This is a genomic window from Streptomyces apricus, assembly GCF_008369065.1.
Classification (GTDB): Bacteria; Actinomycetota; Actinomycetes; order Streptomycetales; family Streptomycetaceae; genus Streptomyces; species Streptomyces apricus.
Window position 1 is genome coordinate 690,569 of record NZ_VDFC01000047.1, and the last position, 18,213, is coordinate 708,781.

16 protein-coding genes and 1 tRNA gene are annotated in these 18,213 nt (G+C 71.6%); 7 read left to right on the forward strand and 10 right to left on the reverse strand.

Annotation, left to right across the window (positions count from 1 at the left end):
• Nucleotides 1–94 precede the first annotated feature (94 nt).
• Nucleotides 95–1,651, reverse strand: coding sequence for a flavin-containing monooxygenase (locus FGF04_RS29505; RefSeq protein ID WP_149514332.1), 1,557 nt, complete (start codon nucleotides 1,649–1,651; stop codon nucleotides 95–97).
• A gap of 165 nt (nucleotides 1,652–1,816) precedes the next feature.
• On the opposite strand from FGF04_RS29505, the gene FGF04_RS29510 reads away from it, so the two are divergent.
• Nucleotides 1,817–2,440, forward strand: a complete 624-nt coding sequence (locus FGF04_RS29510) for a MerR family transcriptional regulator (RefSeq protein WP_149514448.1) — start codon at nucleotides 1,817–1,819, stop codon at nucleotides 2,438–2,440.
• A gap of 89 nt (nucleotides 2,441–2,529) precedes the next feature.
• On the opposite strand, the gene FGF04_RS29515 is transcribed toward FGF04_RS29510, so the two are convergent.
• The gene (locus tag FGF04_RS29515) at nucleotides 2,530–3,333 is read right to left on the reverse strand and encodes an exodeoxyribonuclease III (RefSeq protein WP_188114277.1); all 804 of its coding nucleotides are present in this window, start codon (nucleotides 3,331–3,333) and stop codon (nucleotides 2,530–2,532) included.
• Nucleotides 3,334–3,413: 80 nt separating this feature from the next.
• On the opposite strand from FGF04_RS29515, the gene FGF04_RS29520 reads away from it, so the two are divergent.
• Nucleotides 3,414–3,890 carry a GNAT family N-acetyltransferase gene (locus FGF04_RS29520; protein ID WP_149514334.1) on the forward strand — a complete coding sequence of 159 codons (477 nt, stop codon included), beginning with the start codon at nucleotides 3,414–3,416 and terminating at the stop codon, nucleotides 3,888–3,890.
• 57 nt (nucleotides 3,891–3,947) lie between these two features.
• On the opposite strand, the gene FGF04_RS29525 is transcribed toward FGF04_RS29520, so the two are convergent.
• The 7 genes from FGF04_RS29525 to galU all read right to left on the reverse strand — a co-directional run bounded on the left by FGF04_RS29525 (nucleotide 3,948) and on the right by galU (nucleotide 9,700).
• A tRNA-Ala gene (locus FGF04_RS29525) sits at nucleotides 3,948–4,021 on the reverse strand.
• A gap of 108 nt (nucleotides 4,022–4,129) precedes the next feature.
• Complete coding sequence (gene sepX, locus FGF04_RS29530; RefSeq protein ID WP_149514335.1) at nucleotides 4,130–5,491, reverse strand: divisome protein SepX/GlpR; 1,362 nt, start codon at nucleotides 5,489–5,491, stop codon at nucleotides 4,130–4,132.
• 177 nt (nucleotides 5,492–5,668) lie between these two features.
• Nucleotides 5,669–6,328: a GNAT family N-acetyltransferase gene (locus FGF04_RS29535; RefSeq protein ID WP_149514336.1), complete on the reverse strand. Its 660-nt coding sequence runs from the start codon at nucleotides 6,326–6,328 to the stop codon at nucleotides 5,669–5,671.
• A complete protein-coding gene (locus FGF04_RS29540) occupies nucleotides 6,325–6,870 on the reverse strand; it encodes a MogA/MoaB family molybdenum cofactor biosynthesis protein (protein WP_149514449.1) in 546 nt (181 codons plus the stop codon). Before FGF04_RS29540 ends, FGF04_RS29535 begins: the two co-directional genes overlap by 4 nt.
• Before the next feature lie 47 nt (nucleotides 6,871–6,917).
• Entirely contained in the window at nucleotides 6,918–7,397 is a 480-nt protein-coding gene (gene moaC, locus FGF04_RS29545; RefSeq protein ID WP_149514337.1) for a cyclic pyranopterin monophosphate synthase MoaC, read from the reverse strand.
• 70 nt (nucleotides 7,398–7,467) lie between these two features.
• Nucleotides 7,468–8,793 (reverse strand): molybdotransferase-like divisome protein Glp, encoded by a 1,326-nt coding sequence (glp, locus tag FGF04_RS29550; protein ID WP_149514338.1) that lies wholly within the window; start codon nucleotides 8,791–8,793, stop codon nucleotides 7,468–7,470.
• Nucleotides 8,794–8,797: 4 nt separating this feature from the next.
• The gene (gene galU / locus FGF04_RS29555; RefSeq protein WP_149514339.1) at nucleotides 8,798–9,700 is read right to left on the reverse strand and encodes a UTP--glucose-1-phosphate uridylyltransferase GalU; all 903 of its coding nucleotides are present in this window, start codon (nucleotides 9,698–9,700) and stop codon (nucleotides 8,798–8,800) included.
• Between the two features lie 94 nt (nucleotides 9,701–9,794).
• Between galU and FGF04_RS29560 the strand changes: the two genes are divergently transcribed.
• Nucleotides 9,795–10,436, forward strand: a complete 642-nt coding sequence (locus FGF04_RS29560) for a 5-formyltetrahydrofolate cyclo-ligase (protein ID WP_149514340.1) — start codon at nucleotides 9,795–9,797, stop codon at nucleotides 10,434–10,436.
• 90 nt (nucleotides 10,437–10,526) lie between these two features.
• On the opposite strand, the gene FGF04_RS29565 is transcribed toward FGF04_RS29560, so the two are convergent.
• The gene (locus FGF04_RS29565) at nucleotides 10,527–13,376 is read right to left on the reverse strand and encodes a penicillin acylase family protein (protein ID WP_149514341.1); all 2,850 of its coding nucleotides are present in this window, start codon (nucleotides 13,374–13,376) and stop codon (nucleotides 10,527–10,529) included.
• A gap of 408 nt (nucleotides 13,377–13,784) precedes the next feature.
• Between FGF04_RS29565 and FGF04_RS29570 the strand changes: the two genes are divergently transcribed.
• The 4 genes from FGF04_RS29570 (at nucleotide 13,785) to FGF04_RS29590 (ending at nucleotide 18,208) form a co-directional block, all read left to right on the forward strand.
• Complete coding sequence (locus FGF04_RS29570) at nucleotides 13,785–15,290, forward strand: potassium/proton antiporter (protein WP_149514342.1); 1,506 nt, start codon at nucleotides 13,785–13,787, stop codon at nucleotides 15,288–15,290.
• 230 nt (nucleotides 15,291–15,520) lie between these two features.
• Complete coding sequence (locus tag FGF04_RS29580; RefSeq protein ID WP_149514343.1) at nucleotides 15,521–16,861, forward strand: MFS transporter; 1,341 nt, start codon at nucleotides 15,521–15,523, stop codon at nucleotides 16,859–16,861.
• Nucleotides 16,862–16,929: 68 nt separating this feature from the next.
• On the forward strand, nucleotides 16,930–17,277 hold the full coding sequence (locus FGF04_RS29585; RefSeq protein ID WP_149514344.1) for an FmdB family zinc ribbon protein: 348 nt from the start codon (nucleotides 16,930–16,932) through the stop codon (nucleotides 17,275–17,277).
• A gap of 85 nt (nucleotides 17,278–17,362) precedes the next feature.
• Entirely contained in the window at nucleotides 17,363–18,208 is an 846-nt protein-coding gene (locus FGF04_RS29590; protein ID WP_149514345.1) for an S-methyl-5'-thioadenosine phosphorylase, read from the forward strand.
• The last annotated feature ends 5 nt before the right edge of the window (nucleotides 18,209–18,213 follow it).

Here is an 18,213-nt window from a genome sequence, read left to right on the forward strand (position 1 = left end):
CGAAGCAGACCGGGCGAGCCGGCCCGCCCGGCCTGCCCGGTCTGGTCGGCCTGCTCGGTCCGCCCGGCTCGCCCGGTCTGCTTCGTCAGTCGGCTCATGCGTCCGCCTCGGCCTTCTCCTCGGTACGGCGCCCCGACCGGACGGCCGGGACGGGGGACGGTTCCGGTTCCGGTTCCCGCGCCGGCCGCCGGATCAGGTCGTACTCCGCCAGGTCGACGCGCCGGGTGGCGCCGCGGAACTCCGTGGTCGTGCCCGGCCAGACCGTCGTGTTGACGCCGTTCTCGTCGAGGTACCAGCTGGTGCAGCCGCCGGTGGACCAGACCGTGCGCTCCATGCGCTTCTGCACCCGGTCGTTCCAGGCGTCGACCGCGCCGGGCCGGGCGTCGAGGGCGGCCCGGCCGCCGAGCACGTCCAGCTGCCGCAGGTAGTCGGCCATGTAGTTCAGCTGGGACTCGATCATCAGGATCATGCTGGAGTTCCCGAGGCCGGTGTTGGGCCCGATGATCGTCATCCAGTTGGGGAAGCCGGTCGCGGTCGCGCCGCGCAGCGACTTCATCCCGGACGACCACGCCTCGGCGAGCGTGCGGCCCCCGGCGCCGACGACCCGCTCCGCGATGGGCATGTCGGTGACGTGGAAGCCCGTACCGAAGACGATCGCGTCGACCTCGGCCTCGCTGCCGTCGGCGGCGACGACGGTGGACCCGCGGATCTCCCTGAGCCCGCTCGCCACCACGTCCACATTGGGCTTCGCGAGGGCCGGATAGTACGTGCTGGACAGCAGGATGCGCTTGCAGCCGATGCGGTAGTCCGGGGTCAGCTTCGCCCGCAGCGCGGGGTCCTTGACCGCCCGGGCCATGTTCCGCCTGGCCAGCTGCTCGACCACGCCCAGCGCGTCGGGGTACTTGGTGAACGCCTGGACCTGCAGCTCCCGGATGCCCCACAGCAGGCCGCGCCGCAGCTTGGTGGTGGCGGGGAGCGCCCGGTGCAGCAGGCGTTCCGCCCCGCTGACGGCCCGGTCCATGCGCGGCATCACCCAGGGCGGGGTGCGCTGGAAGAGGGTGAGCCGCGCGACCTCGGGCTGGATCGCGGGCACGATCTGGATGGCCGAGGCGCCGGTGCCGACCATCGCGACCCGCTTACCGCGCAGGTCGTAGTCGTGGTCCCAGCGCGCGGAGTGGAAGACCTTGCCGGGGAAGGTGTCGAGCCCGGGGACGTCCGGCACCTTGGGGTCGGAGAGCGGTCCGGTGGCGGACACGACGACGTCGGCGGAAAGGGTCCCGCTGCTGGTCTCGATCACCCAGCACAGCCGCTGCGCGTCCCACGTCATCAGCTTCACCTCGGAATCGAGGCGCAGGTGCGGGCGCAGCCCGAAGACGTCGGCGACGTGCTCCAGGTAGGCACGGATGTGGTCCTGCCCGGAGAAGGTGCGCGGCCAGTCGGGGTTGGGCGCGAAGGAGAAGGAGTAGAGGTGCGAGGGGACGTCGCAGGCGCAGCCGGGATAGCTGTTGTCCCGCCAGGTCCCGCCCACGCTGCCGGCCCGTTCCAGGACGACGAAGTCGGTGACGCCCTCGCGGCGCAACCGCACGGCGGCTCCGAGACCCCCGAAACCGGAGCCGATCACCGCCACCCGTACATGTTCGTGCTCGGTCATCCCGATGCCTCCATGCCGCGTCCATGCCACGTACGACCGCGCCAGTGAACACTGGCGCAATGGGAGAGTAGAACAGCTCCGTACTCATGGGTAGGGGTTGCACGCAGGAAAGTTACCGACGGTACGACATAGGCTGCCGGTGTGGCGGACAAGCGGGAGTACCGAATGGAGGAGCTGGCCAGGGAGGCCGGCATCACCGTGCGCACCCTGCGCTTCTACCGGGAGCGGAAGCTGATACCGCCCCCGCGCCGCGAGGGCCGCATCGCCTGGTACGACGAGGACCACCTTGCCCGCCTGCGCACCATCGCGGCGCTCCTGGAGCGCGGCCACACGCTCAACGGCATCGCGGAACTGGCCGAGGCGTTCGACCACGGCCGCGACGTGGGCGAGCTGCTGGGCCTCGGCGCCCCCACCGAGGAGACCCCGGTGCGCCTCTCCCCCGAGGAACTGGCCGACGTCTTCGCGGGCCAGGCCACCCCGGAGAACCTCGCCGCGTCCCTGGACCTCGGCTACCTCGCCACCGACGGCACGGACATCGTCCACATCAGCCGCCGGCTGCTGGAGACCTCGGCGGCCCTGGTCCGCGAGGGCATCCCGCTGGCGGACATCCTGGCGGCCGCCCACCGCGTCCGCGAACACGCCGACGCCCTCGCCGAACTCTTCACCGACCTGGTCCTGACGACCGACCGCACCCCCCAGGACCTGCACCGCCTGCGCCCCCTGGCGAAGAGCGTGGTGGAGGCGGAACTGTCGATGGCACTGGACCGCCGGCTGCAGAAGCGGCCGTAGGCGCCCGGGACACCCACGGCCGCGACCGGTCAGTGGCCGTAGACGAGGGTCATCGGTCGCAGACCACGGTCAGCGGTCTCGGAGGACGGTCAGCGGTCGTAGACGACGGTCACCGGAGCATGGTCGGACCAGCGCTCCCCATGGGTAGCCGCCCGCTCCACGAACGCCTTGGCGGCCCGGGCCGCGAGTCCGGGCGTGCACATGTGGTAGTCAATGCGCCAACCCGAATCGTTGTCGAAGGCCCGCCCCCGGTAGGACCACCACGAGTACGGGCCGTCCACGTCCGGGTGCAGGGCGCGGACGACGTCCACGTATCCGCCGTCCGCCGCGTCCAGGACCCGGTCGAGCCAGGCCCGCTCCTCGGGGAGGAAGCCGGAGCTCTTCTGGTTGGCGCGCCAGTTCTTCAGGTCGGCGGGCCGGTGGGCGATGTTCCAGTCGCCGCACACCACGACCTCGCGCCCGTCGGCGGCGGCCCGCTCGCGCAGCTCCTTCAGGTAGGCGAGGAACTCGCCCATGAACCGGATCTTCTCGTCCTGCCGCTCGGTCCCGACCTCGCCGGAGGGCAGGTACAGGCTGGCGACGGTGACGCCGGGCAGGTCCGCCTCGACGTAGCGCCCGCTGCCGTCGAACTCGGCGGACCCGAACCCGATCTGCACCCGGTCGGGCTCGCGGCGGGTGTAGAGGGAGACCCCGGCCCGGCCCTTCGCGGCGGCGGGCGCGTGCACGACGTGCCATCCCTCCGGCTGCCGTACCCCCGCCGGGAGCTGCTCGGGCTCGGCCCGCACCTCCTGGAGGCACAGCACGTCGGCGGACGTCTCCGCCAGCCACTCCACGAAGCCCTTCTTGGCCGCGGCCCGGAGTCCGTTCACATTCACAGAGGTCACAGTCAGCACCCGGGCACGATACCGGCACACTGGTGGAGCACACCGCATCCCACCACACCCACCTACTGCATAGAAGTACGATGACTAGCATGCATATACGCCGGGCCGCCTTCGACCACCCCGACGCCGTCAAGCTCAACGACCAGGTGCAGGCCGAGTACGCCGTGCGCTACGGCGACGAGGGCGACGTCACCCCGCTCGACCCGTCGATGTTCAGGCCGCCGGCCGGCCTCTACCTGATCGCCTACGACGACCTGGACCGGCCGGTGGCCACCGGCGGCTGGCGCAGCCAGGACGAGAACGACGAGGGCTATGCGGACGGCGACGCCGAGCTCAAGCGCATGTACGTGGTCGAGGAGGCCCGCGGCAACGGGCTGGCCCGCCGCATCCTCGCGGCACTGGAGGACGACGCCCGCGCGGCCGGCCGCACCCGCATGGTCCTGGAGACCGGCAACAAGCAGCCCGAGGCGATCGCCCTGTACGAGTCCAGCGGCTACGAGCCCTGCGTGAAGTTCGGCCTCTACCGCTTCCACGAGGACAGCCGCTGCTACGCGAAGTCCCTGTGAGGACGGCACAAAAAAGAACCCCCGCCGGGTCTCCCCGGCAGGGGTTCTGAGCTGCGGTGGACCTGTGGGGATTTGAACCCCAGACCCCCTCGATGCGAACGAGGTGCGCTACCAGACTGCGCCACAGGCCCTTGCAACGAGTGAAACTCTAGCACCCCGACGAGGGTGCTCGGAAATCCGTCCCGGGTCGCTCTCCCCCTGGTCAGGGGGAGGGCCTCCGGCGGATCCCTGAGGTGCCGTCACTCGTTGGCGGCGCGCGGCCGCTCGCCGTCCTCGTACTGGTCGAAGAGGGGCGTGCGGCCCCGTTCGCGGGCGCGGCGGGCCGCGGCCGCGCGGCGGGCGTCCGCGGCACCGTCCGAGGTGTCATCCGCGTCGGGTCCACCAGGTCCGCCGGGTCCGCCGGACTCCTCCGCCGCCTCGACCGGTCCGGCCGCCCCCGCCGGCTCCTCCGCGTTCGGCTCTACCGTGCTGGAGCGCGCCGAGCTCCACGCGTCCGGCGCCCCCAGGTCCACGTCGGACGTCGCGCGCGGGGCGACCGGCGCGGTCACGTACGTCGGCAAGGGGACCGGGACCGGGTCCCAGCTGTCGCCCTGGGCGGGACCGTTGCGGCGCTCGCGCTGCTGGTCGACCCACTCCGCGTGGTCGGTCTGCTCGACGAGGGCACGGCGGTCGGCCGCGAGCGCGGACATGCCGGGGTCGGTGTCGGGCTCGGGTCCGTCCTCCGGCTCGTCGGCGGCGCCCGGCTCGGCCGGCGGCCGCCTGCTCGGCCGGCGCTCGCGCAGGCGCTGCGCCGCGACCTCGGCGCGCCTGCGGTCCATCACGTACGTGAAGCGGTGCCGCTCCTGGGAGCGCAGGTACGCGATGTAGATGCTCAGCATCACCGCGGGCACCCCGGGCGCCCACAGGAACGCCAGTCCGCCGACGGCCGCGACGACCGTGCCGAGCGTGAAGGCGAAGAAGAGCATGACGGTCGTACGCCGCCGGCGCGCGAGCACCTTCGAGCGCCGGGCACGTGCCGCGGCCTCCGCCGCGGCCGCCCGCCGCCCGGGGGAGGCCGACGCGGGCCCCGAGGACGACGAGGGTGCGGCGCCCTGCTGCGGCACGGGGCGACTGCCCGCCGTACGAGCGGCCGCAGTACGGGCGGCCTGTCCCTGCGCCGGGGCAGGAGCAGGGGCAGAAGCCGGGGCCGGGTGGGCCGTGGACCGGGACCCCGGCTTCGGTGCCGCACCGGACACCTGCCGGGAGGCTTGCCCGGACGCCTGTCTGGGGGGCTGCTGCGCATGCTGCGCCTGCCGTGCCTCGTCGACGTCCGCCCGCACTTCCCGGCGCGTCGGAGGCATGGCGAAGGCCCGGACGTCCACCGAATCGGTGACGGCGTCCGGGTCGGCGTGGTACTCCCCCTCGTCGGCGGAGCGCGCCTGCAGGTCCTTGGCGTACCGGCGCTCCATGCCCGCCCGTCCGGAGAGAAGCCGGATGGCCGTGCTGAAGCGTTCCGTCGGACGGGCCTCGTTCAGCTCGTCCTGCCTACGGAGCCACATCGGCACCAAGTAGGCGGCCCAGGCCCCGACAATGACTGCGTAGATGAGGCCGCTGCTGCTCACGCCTCACACGGTAGAGGGGTTTCGTTGAGGCCATCTGCCAATTGGGCCGGTGTGTCGCACGATCTGGCTGATATTTCGAGCTTTTTTTGTGACCGATGCGATCAGCAGGCCGCCGGAAGCGCGAAATTAATGCCTGCGGGTGGTCGAACGCCGATCATTTTCGAACACCTATTTCATTTACGCGGTGTTCCTGGGTGTGTCCCTCGGTGAGTTTTCGGACGCGTTCCTCGCACGGGTGCGGCGCCAGCGGGCCAGCAGTCCCTCGGGGATCTCCTCCGCCGTGAGCGCGAAGACGAGGTGGTCGCGCCAGGCGCCGTCGATGTGGAGATAACGGGGGCGCACGCCCTCGTCGCGGAATCCGAGTTTCTCGACGACCCGCCGGCTCGGTCCGTTCTCCGGCCGAATGCAGACTTCGAGGCGGTGCAGACCGACGGTGCGGAAGCAGTGGTCGGAGACGAGGGCGACGGCCGTCGGCATCMCGCCGCGGCCGGCGACCGCCTCGTCCACCCAGTAGCCGACGTGGCCCGAGCACATGGAGCCCCAGGTGATCCCGGCGACCGTCAGCTGACCGACGAGCCGTCCCTGGTACTCGATGACGAACGGCAGCATCCGCCCCGCGTTCGCCTCGGCGCGCAGGTGCCGCACCATCTGCCGGTACGTCGGCCGGTGGGCGATCGGCCCGCTGGGCGTGGGCGGCGGGATGGTCGCCTCCCAGGGGCGCAGCCAGTCCCGGTTGCGCCGGTTGACGTCACGCCAGGCCCGCTGGTCGCGCAGCTTTATGGGCCTCAGGACCACATCGCCGTCGACCAGCTCGACCGGCCAGGAGGGGCTGTTCAGCTCGCACCCCCGCTGCCGCCGGTTCTGGGGTGGTCGCCACCGCGGATCTGGTCGACGGCGTGGACCAGGAGGGGTTCGAGGACGGCGAGGCCGTCCTTGACCCCGCCGGAGGAGCCGGGCAGGTTCACGATCAGCGTCCCTTCCGCGACCCCGGCGAGCCCCCGCGAGAGGGCCGCCGTGGGCACCTTCTCCCTCCCGAACGCCCTGATGGCCTCGGGAATGCCCGGCACCTCGCGGTCGATCACCCGCCGGGTGGCCTCGGGGGTGCGGTCGGTGGGTGAGATGCCGGTGCCGCCGGTCGTCACGACGACGTCGTACCCGGCGCGGACGGCCGTGCGCAGCGCCTCCTCGACGGGGTCGCCGTCGGGCACCACCCAGGGACCGTCGACGGCGAACCCGAACGCCGTCAGCCCCTGCGCGACCAGGGGCCCGCCCTTGTCCTCGTAGACACCTGCCGCCGCGCGGTTGGAGGCCGTCACGACGAGGGCGCTGTACGGGGCGGTCAGCGCGCCGCCGAGCGGCGGTTCGGCCGGGGCCGTCAGCGCACCGTCGACCGGGGGTTCGGCCGGGGCCGCCGGCGTCGGCGCCGTCACGGCCGGCTCCAGTCGCCCGACTTTCCGCCCGTCTTCTCCTCCACGCGCACGTCCGTGATGACCGCTCCCTTGTCGACCGCCTTGACCATGTCGATCACGGTGAGGGCCGCGACGGTGACCGCGGTGAGGGCCTCCATCTCGACGCCCGTGCGGTCGGTGGTCTTCACGGTGGCCAGGATCTCCACGGCGTCGTCCGCCACCGACAGGTCCAGCCGGACGCCGGACACCGCCAGCGGGTGGCAGAGCGGGATGAGGTCCGGTGTGCGTTTGGCGCCCATGATGCCCGCGATGCGCGCGGTGGCGAGGGCGTCGCCCTTGGGGACCCCCTCGCCGCGCAGCAGCTCGACCACGCGGGGCGAGACGAGGACCCGGCCGCTCGCGCGGGCGGTGCGGGCGGTCACGTCCTTCTCGGACACGTCGACCATGCGGGCGGCGCCCGCTGCGTCGATGTGGGTCAGTCGGTCCTGCGTACTCATGCCGTACTCATGCTGTGGCGGCGCTCCCGGTCGTGCCAGTCGTGCGCGACACGCTACCCCCAACGCGGGCTCAGCGGCCGAGGAGGACCACCTCGACCTCGGTGCCGGGCTCCACGGACTCGACGGACTCCGGGACGACGATCAGGGAGTCGGCCTGGGCGAGGGCCGCGATCAGGTGGGATCCGGCGCCGCCGACCGGGGTCACCTCCCCGTCCGCGTGACGGCCGCGCAGGAATTGACGGCGTCCGGCGGGCGAGGTGAGCGCCTTGTCCGCGCGGAGCGTCGCGCGGACGGTGGGGCGGTGGACGTCCGGCACGCCCATCAGGGTGCGGATCGCGGGGCGCACGAACAGCTCGAAGGACACGTACGACGAGACGGGGTTGCCCGGGAGGGCGAGCAGCGGGGTGTGGTCGGGGCCGATGGTGCCGAAGCCCTGGGGTTTGCCGGGCTGCATGGCGAGCTTGCGGAAGTCGATGCCGCCGCCCGACGCGTCCTCGTCGCCGACCGGGGTGAGCGCCTCCTTGACGACGTCGTACGCGCCGACGCTGACGCCGCCCGTGGTGACCACGAGGTCGGCGCGGATGAGCTGGTCCTCGATGGTGGCGCGCAGCGTCTCGGCGTCGTCGGCGACCGCGCCCACCCGGTAGGCGAGCGCTCCGGCGTCCCGGGCGGCGGCGCACAGCGCGTAGCTGTTGGAGTCGTAGATCTGTCCGGTCTCCAACGTGCCGTCGGGCTGGACGAGTTCGCTGCCGGTGGACATGACCACCACGCGCGGGCGCGGGCGGACGCGCACGGTGCCCAGGCCGATCGCGGCGAGCAGGCCGATCTGCGGGGGGCCGAGGACGGTGCCCGCGGTCAGGGCGCGGTCGCCGGCGCGTACGTCGCTGCCCTTGGCGCGCACGTGCGCGCGTGCCTGCGCCGGGCGGTGGACGTGCACCTGTCCCGAGGCGCCCTCGGGGGACGCGCTGCGGGCGCGCATCCCGGAGACCGGGCCCGCGCCGAGGCCCCCGTCGGTCCACTCCACGGGGACGACGGCCTCGGCGCCGGGCGGCAGTTGGGCGCCCGTCATGATGCGGGCGGCCTGGCCGGGTCCCACGTGCAGCAGCTCGGACTGGCCGGCCGCCACGTCGCCGACGACTTCGAGGACCGCGGGGTACTCCTCGCTCGCGCCCGCGACGTCCGCGACCCGGACCGCGTACCCGTCCATCGAGCTGTTGTCGAAGGGCGGCAGCGACAGCGGCACCACGACGTCGTCGACCAGGACGCAGCCCTGGGCGTCCAGGAGTTGCAGGTCGATGGGGTCGAGGGGGCGCACCGTCGCGAGGACGTCCTCCAGGTGCTCGGTCACCGACCAGAGGCGGTCCTGGCCGGTGGGACGGGTCGCGGCGCTGCTCAAAGTGCTACATCTCCTCGGTGACGTAACTGCGGAGCCAGGTCCGGAAGTCCGGGCCCAGGTCTTCACGTTCGCACGCGAGGCGGACAATGGCACGCAGGTAGTCCCCGCGGTCACCGGTGTCATAGCGGCGGCCCTTGAAGACGACGCCGTGCACGGGGCCGCCGATCTTCTCGTCGGCGGCGAGCTGCTGGAGGGCGTCGGTGAGCTGGATCTCGCCGCCGCGGCCGGGCTCGGTCGTGCGGAGTATGCCGAAGACGTGGGGGTCCAGGACGTAGCGGCCGATGATCGCGTAGTTGCTGGGGGCGTCCGCCGGGTCGGGCTTCTCGACCAGGCCGGTCACCTTGACGACGTCGCCGTCGTCGGTGGCCTCGACGGCCGCGCAGCCGTAGAGGTGGATCTGCTCGGGCGCGACCTCCATGAGCGCGACGACGCTGCCGCCGTGCTGCTCCTGGACGTCGACCATGCGCTTGAGCAGCGGGTCGCGCGGGTCGATCAGGTCGTCGCCGAGGAGGACCGCGAAGGGCTCGTCGCCGACGTGCGGGGCGGCGCACAGCACGGCGTGGCCCAGGCCCTTGGGGTCGCCCTGGCGCACGTAGTGCATCGTGGCGAGGTCGCTCGACTCCTGCACCTTCGCGAGCCGGCCGGCGTCGCCCTTCTTCTGGAGGGCGGATTCCAGCTCGTAGTTGCGGTCGAAGTGGTCCTCCAGCGGGCGCTTGTTGCGGCCCGTGATCATGAGGACGTCGTCCAGGCCCGCGGACGCGGCCTCCTCGACCACGTACTGGATCGCCGGCTTGTCCACGACCGGCAGCATCTCCTTGGGAGTTGCCTTGGTGGCCGGCAGGAACCGGGTGCCGAGACCGGCTGCCGGGATGACAGCCTTGCTGATCCTTGGGTGCGACTGAGTCATGCCCGACACCATATCCGGTGCCTTTGTGGAGAATCTGTGGCTCCGGTCAATTCGCTCTCATATGAGCATATTGCGAAGGGTACGGAACAAGTCTATGAGCCACCCGGCACCTGAAGAGGAGTTTGCCAAGCGTTCGTTGCGGCGAGAGCTCCTCGAAGTGAGGAGCGGGTTGACAGCCGGTGACGTGCAGGAAATGGCGGCCTTGCTGGCCGTGCGCGCACTGGACCTGCCCGAACTGGCCCAGGCGCGCACGGTGGCGGCCTACGTCTCGGTGGGGAGCGAACCGGGTACCCGCGCGCTCCTCGACGCGCTCCACGCGCGCGGTGTGCACGTCCTGCTACCGGTGCTCCTCGCGGACAACGACCTCGACTGGGGTTCCTACGACGGCCGGGACTCGCTCGCGCGGGTGCGGCACGGGGGCAGGATGGCCCTCCTGGAGCCCGTCGGCGGGCGCCTGGGCCCGGAGGCCGTCCTGGACGCCGACGCCGTCCTGCTGCCGGGCCTGGCCGTCGACGGGCGCGGCATGCGGCTGGGCCGCGGCGGCGGATCGTACGACCGGGTGCTGGCGCGCCTCGCGCGGGCGTCCGCGGACCCGGCCCTGGTGGTGCTGCTGTACGACCGCGAGGTGGTCGCCCACGTCCCCGGGGAGGCGCACGACCGGCCGGTGCACGCCGCGGTGACCCCCTCCGCGGTGCACCGCTTCCGCCGGTCCCTGCCCCAGGGGTCCCTGCCTTAAGGGCCGCGGCGGTCACCTACTACACGCAACAGCCCTCCACGCGCGCGTGGAGGGCTGTTGCCGGTGCGGACCCGCTCGTCGGGGCTCCGGTCAGGGCTTCAGCACCAGGGTGTCCGAGGTGGCCTTGTCGACCGCCCGGTCCGAGGACGCCCACGGCAGCAGCTCGCCCTTGACCCACTTGCTCGTCTGGTCGATGTAGTGGGCGCTGTACGCGTGGCCGGAAGCCCCGGTGAGGTTGATCCACCTTGACTTGTCGAAGTCGTCGAGGTTGACCACCATGCGCATCGACGGCACCCAGACCACGGAGTAGCCGCCCGCCGCGTTCCAGCCGGTGGCGTTCACCGCCGCCTCGCCGCCGCCCATGTCGTACGGGCCGCGGTTGAGCATGTACTGCAGGAAGCCGGGGCCCTCGGTGCCCAGGGTCTGGTTCTTCAGGTACAGCCGGTGCAGCCGGCCCCAGCTCCAGGTGTCGAGGTCCTTGCCGAGCTTGGCGGTCAGCTCCCAGCGGGCGTCAGCGAGGGCCCGCCCGAAGAGCTCGTCACGGGTGTCGACGGGGTCCTCGGTGCGCGTCCTGGGCGCCGACCACCAGTCGTTGTCCTCGTCGTCGAGGATCGTGCGGACCACCTCGAACCAGCGGTCGCCGCCGTCCGGCTGCGCGCTGGCCGCGTCGCGCTGGCCGCACTCGCGCACCTTCTCGTCCTCGCCGTCGACCGGTCCGGTGGAGTCGGCCGGTTCGACGTACAGGCACTGGCCCTTGACCCGCAGCTCCTTAGGGAGCTTGTTGCCGAAGGTGAGCTTGAGGATGTTGCGCCAGGTCGCGTTGAAGTACGCGGCCGCCGCCGAGTCGGCGTCCTGGGTGTAGTTCCAGCCCTCCAGGAGCTTCTGCGCCTCCCGGACGTCCGGGTCGGCCACGTCGATCTTGAGCAGCTTGGGCACCAGCAGCTTGGCGATCTCGCTGCTGTTGTCGAGCTGCATCTGGCGCATGTCGTCCGTGGAGACCTTGCCGCCGTTCTTGATCTTCGACGCGATGAGGTCGGCGATCCGCTGGCTGCGCGTGCCGTAGCCCCAGTCCGTGGTGAGCGTGTACGGGTACTCGTCCTTGTCGACCACGGCCTGGTTGGCGGTGACGATGTAGCCGCGCTCCGGGTTGTACTCGAAGGGCAGCTCGTCCTGGTCGATGTAGCTCTTCCAGCGGTACTTCGAGTCCCAGCCGGGCGACGGGAGCGAGCCGTCGCCCTCGCCGCGGATCGGGATGCGGCCCGGCAGCTGGTAGCCGATGTTGTTCTCGGTGTCCGCGTAGACCAGGTTCTGCGAGGGGACGTCGAAGAGGGCGGCCGCCTTGCGGAAGCCCGTCCAGTCGGTGGCCCGGTTCATCGCGAAGACGGCGTCCATCGTGGTGCCCGGGTCCAGGGCGGTCCAGCGCAGGGCGATGCCGTAGCCGTCGCCGCGGTCGGGGGCCGCGCTGTCGACGCCGGCCTTCTTGCCGACCTTGACGAGCTCGTCGTCGCGGTCGGACAGCAGCGGTCCGTTGTTGGTCTCCCGCACGACGATGGTCTTGCTCGCGCCGCCCGCGACGTCGATCTTCTCCTTGCGGGTGGTGAAGGGGACCACCTTGTCGTCGTACTCGTAGCCGTCCCCGGTGAGCTTCTCCAGGTACAGGTCGGTGACGTCGGCGCCGGAGTTGGTCATGCCCCAGGCGATCTTCTGGTTGTGTCCGATGACCACACCGGGCATACCGGCGAAGGTGTACCCGGAGACGTCGTAGCGGCACTTGTCCGAGACGCTCTTGCAGTGCAGGCCCATCTGGTACCAGACCGACGGCAGCGAGGGCGACAGGTGCGGGTCGTTGGCGAGCAGCGGTTTGCCGCTGATGGTGTGGGCGCCGCCGACGACCCAGGAATTGGAGCCGATGCCGTTGCCGTTCACGCCGACGGCCTCGGGGACGTCGTCCAGCACCCGGTAGAGGCCCGACAGCTGGCCCTCCAGCCCCGCGGGGGCCTCGGCGCCGTTCGTGAGCCCGGTGCCCGCCGAGGACTGCGCACCGCCGGCCGCGGCGCCGGTGCCCGTACCCGCCCCGGCCCCGGTGCCCGTACCGGCTCCGGTTCCGGCACCCGTCCCGGTGCCCGTACCCGTGCCCGTGCCTGCTTCGTCACCCTGCGTGTACTCGCCGGTGATGCTGCTGTACTGCCCCTCCTGCACGATCGGCTTGTTCCGGTCGTACGGGTAGCTCGGGTACAGGTCGGCGATCTGCTTCGGGCCCAGGCGGCTGGTCATCAGGGAGCGGTCGATCTCGTCCTGCATGTTGCCGCGCAGGTCCCAGGCCATCGCCTTGAGCCAGGCCACGGAGTCGACCGGGGTCCACTTCGCGGGCTTGTAGTCGTTGGTGAAGCCGAGGGCCGCGTACTCCAGAGAGATGTCCGCGCCGTCCTTGCCCGCAAGGTAGGCGTTGACCCCCTTGGCGTACGCCTGCAGGTACTTCTTCGTGGAGGCGGAGAGCTCGCTCTCGTACTCCTTCTGCGCCACCCGCCGCCAGCCGAGCGTGCGCAGGAACTCGTCGTTGTCGACCTGGCCCTTGCCGAACATCTCGGAGAGCCGGCCGCCGGTCATGTGGCGGCGGACGTCCATCTCGTAGAACCGGTCCTGCGCCTGGACGTAGCCCTGCGCCATGAACAGGTCCTCGTCGGTCGAGGCGTAGACCTGCGGGATGCCGTAGCCGTCCCGTTTGACGTCCACGGGGCCCGACAGACCGTCGAGGGTGAGGGAACCCTTGGTCTGCGGGAAGGAGGCACGGACGGTGCTGATGCTCCAGAACGCGCCGTAGGCGACGCCGCCGATGAGCGCCAGAACCAGGATGATCAGGATCAGACGGGCTCTGCGCCCCTTCTTCCTGCCGGACTTGCCGGGCTTGTGACCGGAAGATGCGGTGGTGTTGGGGGGCATCGCTGTCCTTGCTGTCCTCACGCGAGCGGCAGACGGGCTTGTCCATGTGACTGAGCGCTGGAGCAACCATAGGCGCAGGGCCATCCCGGACTTGACGCGGAGTCGGGTACCCGGGCGGACAGAAGTTCGATCTTGCCCCGGTGAGCGTCAAGAAAGCGTCAAGAGTTAGGTAAGGTAATGAAGTAGTTGAACCACCGAAGTAGTTGAAATCGGTCCGAGTCGCCCCTGCGGGGCCGGAAGAATGCGGCCGGGCCCCCTAAGGGCACTGTCGGCGGCCGGAAGAACACGGCCGGAACAGCGAGACCGGAACAACACAACCGCAAGACCACGGCCGGAACAGCACGACCGGAAGAACACGACCGGAACAACCGGAAGAACACGACCGGAACAGCGAGAAGGGAACAGCCGCTGACTGTCCACCACCTCAACCAGCTCCTGCTCGTCTGCTCGCTCGTTCTGCTCGTCGCGGTGGCAGCGGTACGGATCTCCTCGCGCAGCGGGCTCCCCAGCCTGCTCGTCTACCTGGGCATCGGCGTCGCCATGGGCCAGGACGGGATCGGCGACGTCCACTTCGACAACGCCGAACTGACCCAGGTCATCGGGTACGCGGCCCTGGTCGTGATCCTCGCCGAGGGCGGTCTGGGCACGAAGTGGAAGGAGGTCAAGCCGGGGCTCCCGGCGGCCTCCTCCCTCGCCCTCGTCGGCGTCTCGGTGAGCGTCGGCGTCACGGCGACGGCGGCCCACCACCTGATCGGGCTGGAGTGGCGGCAGGCGCTGATCATCGGCGCGGTGGTGTCCTCGACGGACGCGGCGGCCGTCTTCTCCGTGCTCCGCAAGGTGCCCCTCCCCTCGCGCGTGACGGGCATCCTGGAGGCCGAGTCCGGCTTCAACGACGCCCCGGTCGTCATCCTGGTCGTCGCGTTCTCCACGGCGGGACCGGTGGACCACTGGTACCACCTGGTCGCCGAGATCGCGCTGGAGCTGGCCATCGGAGCGGCCATCGGGCTCGCGGTGGGCTTCCTGGGCGCGTACGGCCTGCGGCACGTGGCACTGCCCGCCTCCGGCCTCTACCCGATCGCCGTGATGGCCATCGCGGTCACGGCGTACGCGGCCGGGGCGCTGGCCCACGGCAGCGGCTTCCTCGCCGTGTACCTGGCGTCGATGGTGCTGGGCAACGCGAAACTGCCGCACTGGCCCGCCACCCGCGGCTTCGCCGACGGGCTCGGCTGGATCGCCCAGATCGGCATGTTCGTGCTGCTGGGACTGCTCGTCACCCCGCACGAGATGGGCGACGACATCTGGCCGGCGCTCGTCATCGGCCTCGTGCTGACCATGGTGGCGCGACCGCTGAGCGTCGTGGTGGCCCTGCTGCCGTTCCGCGTGCGCTGGCAGGAACAGGCCCTGATGTCCTGGGCCGGGCTGCGCGGCGCCGTGCCCATCATCCTGGCCACGATCCCCATGGTGAGCGGCATCGAGGGCAGCCGGCGGATCTTCAACATCGTCTTCGTGCTGGTCGTCGTCTACACCCTCATCCAGGGGCCCACGCTCCCCTGGCTGGCCCGGAAGCTGGGCCTGGCCAAGTCCTCGGGCGCCGCCGACCTGGGCATCGAGTCGGCGCCGCTGGAGCGGCTGCGCGGGCATCTGCTGTCCGTCGCGATCCCGGAGGGCTCGAAGATGCACGGCGTCGAGACCAACGAGCTGCGGCTGCCGCCGGGGGCCGCGGTCACGCTGGTCGTACGCGGCGGAGAATCGTTCGTTCCGCTTCCCACGACGGTGCTGAGGCGCGGCGACGAGCTGCTCGTGGTGGCGACGGACCCGGTCCGCGACGCCGCCGAGCGACGGCTGCGCGCGGTCGGCCAGGGCGGCAAGCTGGCGGACTGGCTGGGGACGGGCGGGAACGACGCCGACGACTGAGGGCGTTGAAGCTGGGGCTGCGGCTGCCGTCGGGGGCTGCGTCTATCATGGAGACGCACCTGATCGAACCAACTCTGCCTGACGCAGTGCTGGCGCGACCGTATGGCGGCCGCGGCGCCCCTCCCAGTGGGCGGCCCGGTATCTACCGCAGTTCCGCGCAAGAGGACAGCTCTCGGCGCCCCGCGCCCCGCGAACGGGGCCGCGCTACCAGGCGGCAGAAAGGCACGGCCGTGGCATCCACGGTCACCCCGAGGACCCCTGGCGCTCCGGAGACCTCCGGCACGCCAGCCTCCACCCGCCCGGGATACGGGCAGCTGCTGCGTACGCGCGGCGCCTGGACGTTCCTGCTCCCCGGCTTCGCCGCACGGCAGCCGTTCGCGATGCTGACCCTGTCCATCGTGCTGCTCGTGCAGCACACCACAGGCTCGTACGGGGCCGCCGGCGCCGTCGCCGCCGTGACCGGTGTCTCCATGGCGCTGTTCGCGCCGTTCACCGGCCGTCTCGCGGACCGGCACGGGCAGCGGGCCGTCCTGCTGCCCGTGATCGCCGTGCACGCGCTGGCGGGCCTCTCCCTGACCGCGCTGGCGCTCGCGGACGCCCCCCTGTGGGCGCTGTTCGCGGCCGCCGTGCCGACCGGGGCGTCGGTCCCGCAGATCGGTCCGATGGTGCGGGCCCGCTGGGGCGTCAAGCTGCAGGGCTCGCCCCTCGTGCCGACCGCAGCCGCCTTCGAGTCCGTCACGGACGAGCTGACCTTCGTGCTCGGGCCGCTCCTCGCGACCGCGCTGTGCACCGCCGTGGACCCGGCGGCGGGGCTGCTCACGGAGGCCGGGCTGACGCTGGTGGGCGGGCTGCTGTTCGCCGCCCAGCGCGGTTCGCAGCCGGCCGTCGCCCCGCGCGCGGGAGCGGGTGCGGTTACGGGTTCGGGCTCGGGTGACGGGCACGCGCGCGTGCGGTCCGCGCTGGCCGTTCCCGGCGTACGCGTCCTGGTGGTGGCCTTCCTCGGCATCGGTGCCGTCTTCGGCGGTATGCAGGTCGCGCTCGCCGCGTTCAGCGAGTCCATCGGCGAGCCCGGCCTGAACGGCGTCCTCTACGGGACCTTCGCCGCGGGCAACATGCTCTCCGGCATCGTCTGCGGCGCGATCGCCTGGAAGGTGGCCCCGCGCCGCCGCCTGCTCGTCGGGTACGCGGCCCTCGCGCTGACCGCCTCGGGGCTGTGGGCCGCGCAGTCGGTCGTCGTCCTCGCCGGGACCGGTCTCCTGGTCGGCGTGTGCATCGCGCCCGCCCTGATCACCGGCTACACGATCGTCGAGTCCCTGGTGCCCGCGGGCGCCCGCACGGAGGCCTTCACCTGGCTGACCGGTGCCGTCGCACTCGGCCAGGCCGCGGCCGTCCTGGCTGCCGGACAGCTGGAGGACCGCCTGTGGGACGGGGCCGGTTTCCTCGTACCGATGGCCGGCACCCTGCTGGCGTTCGCGACCCTGGTGGCCCTGCGTGCGCGGCTCGCTCCGCCGGCCGCGAGCCGGACCGTCGCACGTGGCGTCGGTCACCGCACGCCGGTCGCAGTGGACTGATCCCGAGGAATACGTCACTATGGACCGTCGTTAGCACTCACTGAGTGAGAGTGCCAGGAGGAAGACAAGTGCCGACCTACCAGTACCAGTGCACCGAGTGCGGCGAAGGCCTTGAGGCGGTGCAGAAGTTCACCGACGATGCCCTGACCGAGTGCCCGAATTGCGGTGGCCGCCTGAAGAAGGTGTTCTCCGCCGTAGGCATCGTCTTCAAGGGCTCCGGGTTCTACCGCAACGACAGCCGCGGCTCGTCGTCCAGCAGCAGCCCCGCGTCGGCCTCGAAGTCCTCGGGCTCGTCGTCCGACTCGACGTCGTCCGGATCGTCCGGGTCGTCCGACTCGAAGTCGTCCTCTTCGTCGGACTCCAAGTCGTCGTCGACGTCGTCGTCCGGCTCGTCCTCCGGCAGCAACGCCGCCTAGGGCTCTCACGCCTCTTCCTTACAAGACCCTGTCGTCGTCGACGGCGGGGTCTTCGGCGTTCCCCGGCCCGGTTAGGGTGCCGTCCATGGCGAACACGGAGAACGTCGAGATCGGCGTCATCGGCGGGTCGGGCTTCTACTCCTTCCTCGACGACGTGACCGAGATCCAGGTGGACACCCCCTACGGGCCGCCCAGTGACTCACTCTTCCTCGGCGAGGTCGCCGGACGGCGGGTCGCGTTCCTCCCCCGCCACGGCCGCGGCCACCATCTGCCGCCGCACCGCATCAACTACCGGGCCAACCTGTGGGCGCTGCGGTCCGTCGGCGCGCGCCAGGTGCTCGGGCCGTGCGCCGTGGGCGGGCTCCGGCCCGAGTACGGGCCCGGGACGCTGCTCGTGCCGGACCAGTTCGTGGACCGTACGCAGACGCGGGCGCAGACCTTCTTCGACGGGGTGCCGCTGGCCGGCGGCGGGACGCCGAACGTGGTGCACGTGTCGCTGGCCGACCCCTACTGCCCGGCCGGACGTGAGGTCGCGCTCGCGGCGGCGCGCGGACGGGACTGGGAGGCGGTGGACGGGGGGACGCTGGTCGTGATCGAGGGGCCGCGGTTCTCGACCCGCGCGGAGTCGCTCTGGTACCGGGCGCAGGGGTGGTCCGTGGTGGGGATGACCGGGCACCCCGAGGCGGCGCTCGCCCGTGAACTGGAGCTCTGCTACACGTCCTTGACCCTGGTCACCGACCTCGACGCGGGGGCCGCCGCGGGTGAGGGCGTCTCGCACGACGAGGTGCTGCGGGTGTTCGCCGCGAACGTGGACCGGCTGCGGGGCGTGCTGTTCGACGCCGTCGCCGGCTTGCCGGACTCGTCCTCGTCCCGTGACTGCCTGTGCGCTTCGGCGCTGGGCGGGATGGACACGGGGATCGCGCTGCCGTAGGGACG

Bases quoted from the DNA above. Each gene is read 5' to 3' on its own strand.
- FGF04_RS29505 (WP_149514332.1), bottom strand. From the start codon at position 1,651: ATGACCGAGCACGAACATGTACGGGTGGCGGTGATCGGCTCCGGTTTC.
- FGF04_RS29510 (WP_149514448.1), top strand. From the start codon at position 1,817: ATGGAGGAGCTGGCCAGGGAGGCCGGCATCACCGTGCGCACCCTGCGC.
- FGF04_RS29520 (WP_149514334.1), top strand. From the start codon at position 3,414: ATGCATATACGCCGGGCCGCCTTCGACCACCCCGACGCCGTCAAGCTC.
- moaC (WP_149514337.1), bottom strand. From the start codon at position 7,397: ATGAGTACGCAGGACCGACTGACCCACATCGACGCAGCGGGCGCCGCC.
- galU (WP_149514339.1), bottom strand. From the start codon at position 9,700: ATGACTCAGTCGCACCCAAGGATCAGCAAGGCTGTCATCCCGGCAGCC.
- FGF04_RS29560 (WP_149514340.1), top strand. From the start codon at position 9,795: ATGAGCCACCCGGCACCTGAAGAGGAGTTTGCCAAGCGTTCGTTGCGG.
- FGF04_RS29565 (WP_149514341.1), bottom strand. From the start codon at position 13,376: ATGCCCCCCAACACCACCGCATCTTCCGGTCACAAGCCCGGCAAGTCC.
- FGF04_RS29590 (WP_149514345.1), top strand. From the start codon at position 17,363: ATGGCGAACACGGAGAACGTCGAGATCGGCGTCATCGGCGGGTCGGGC.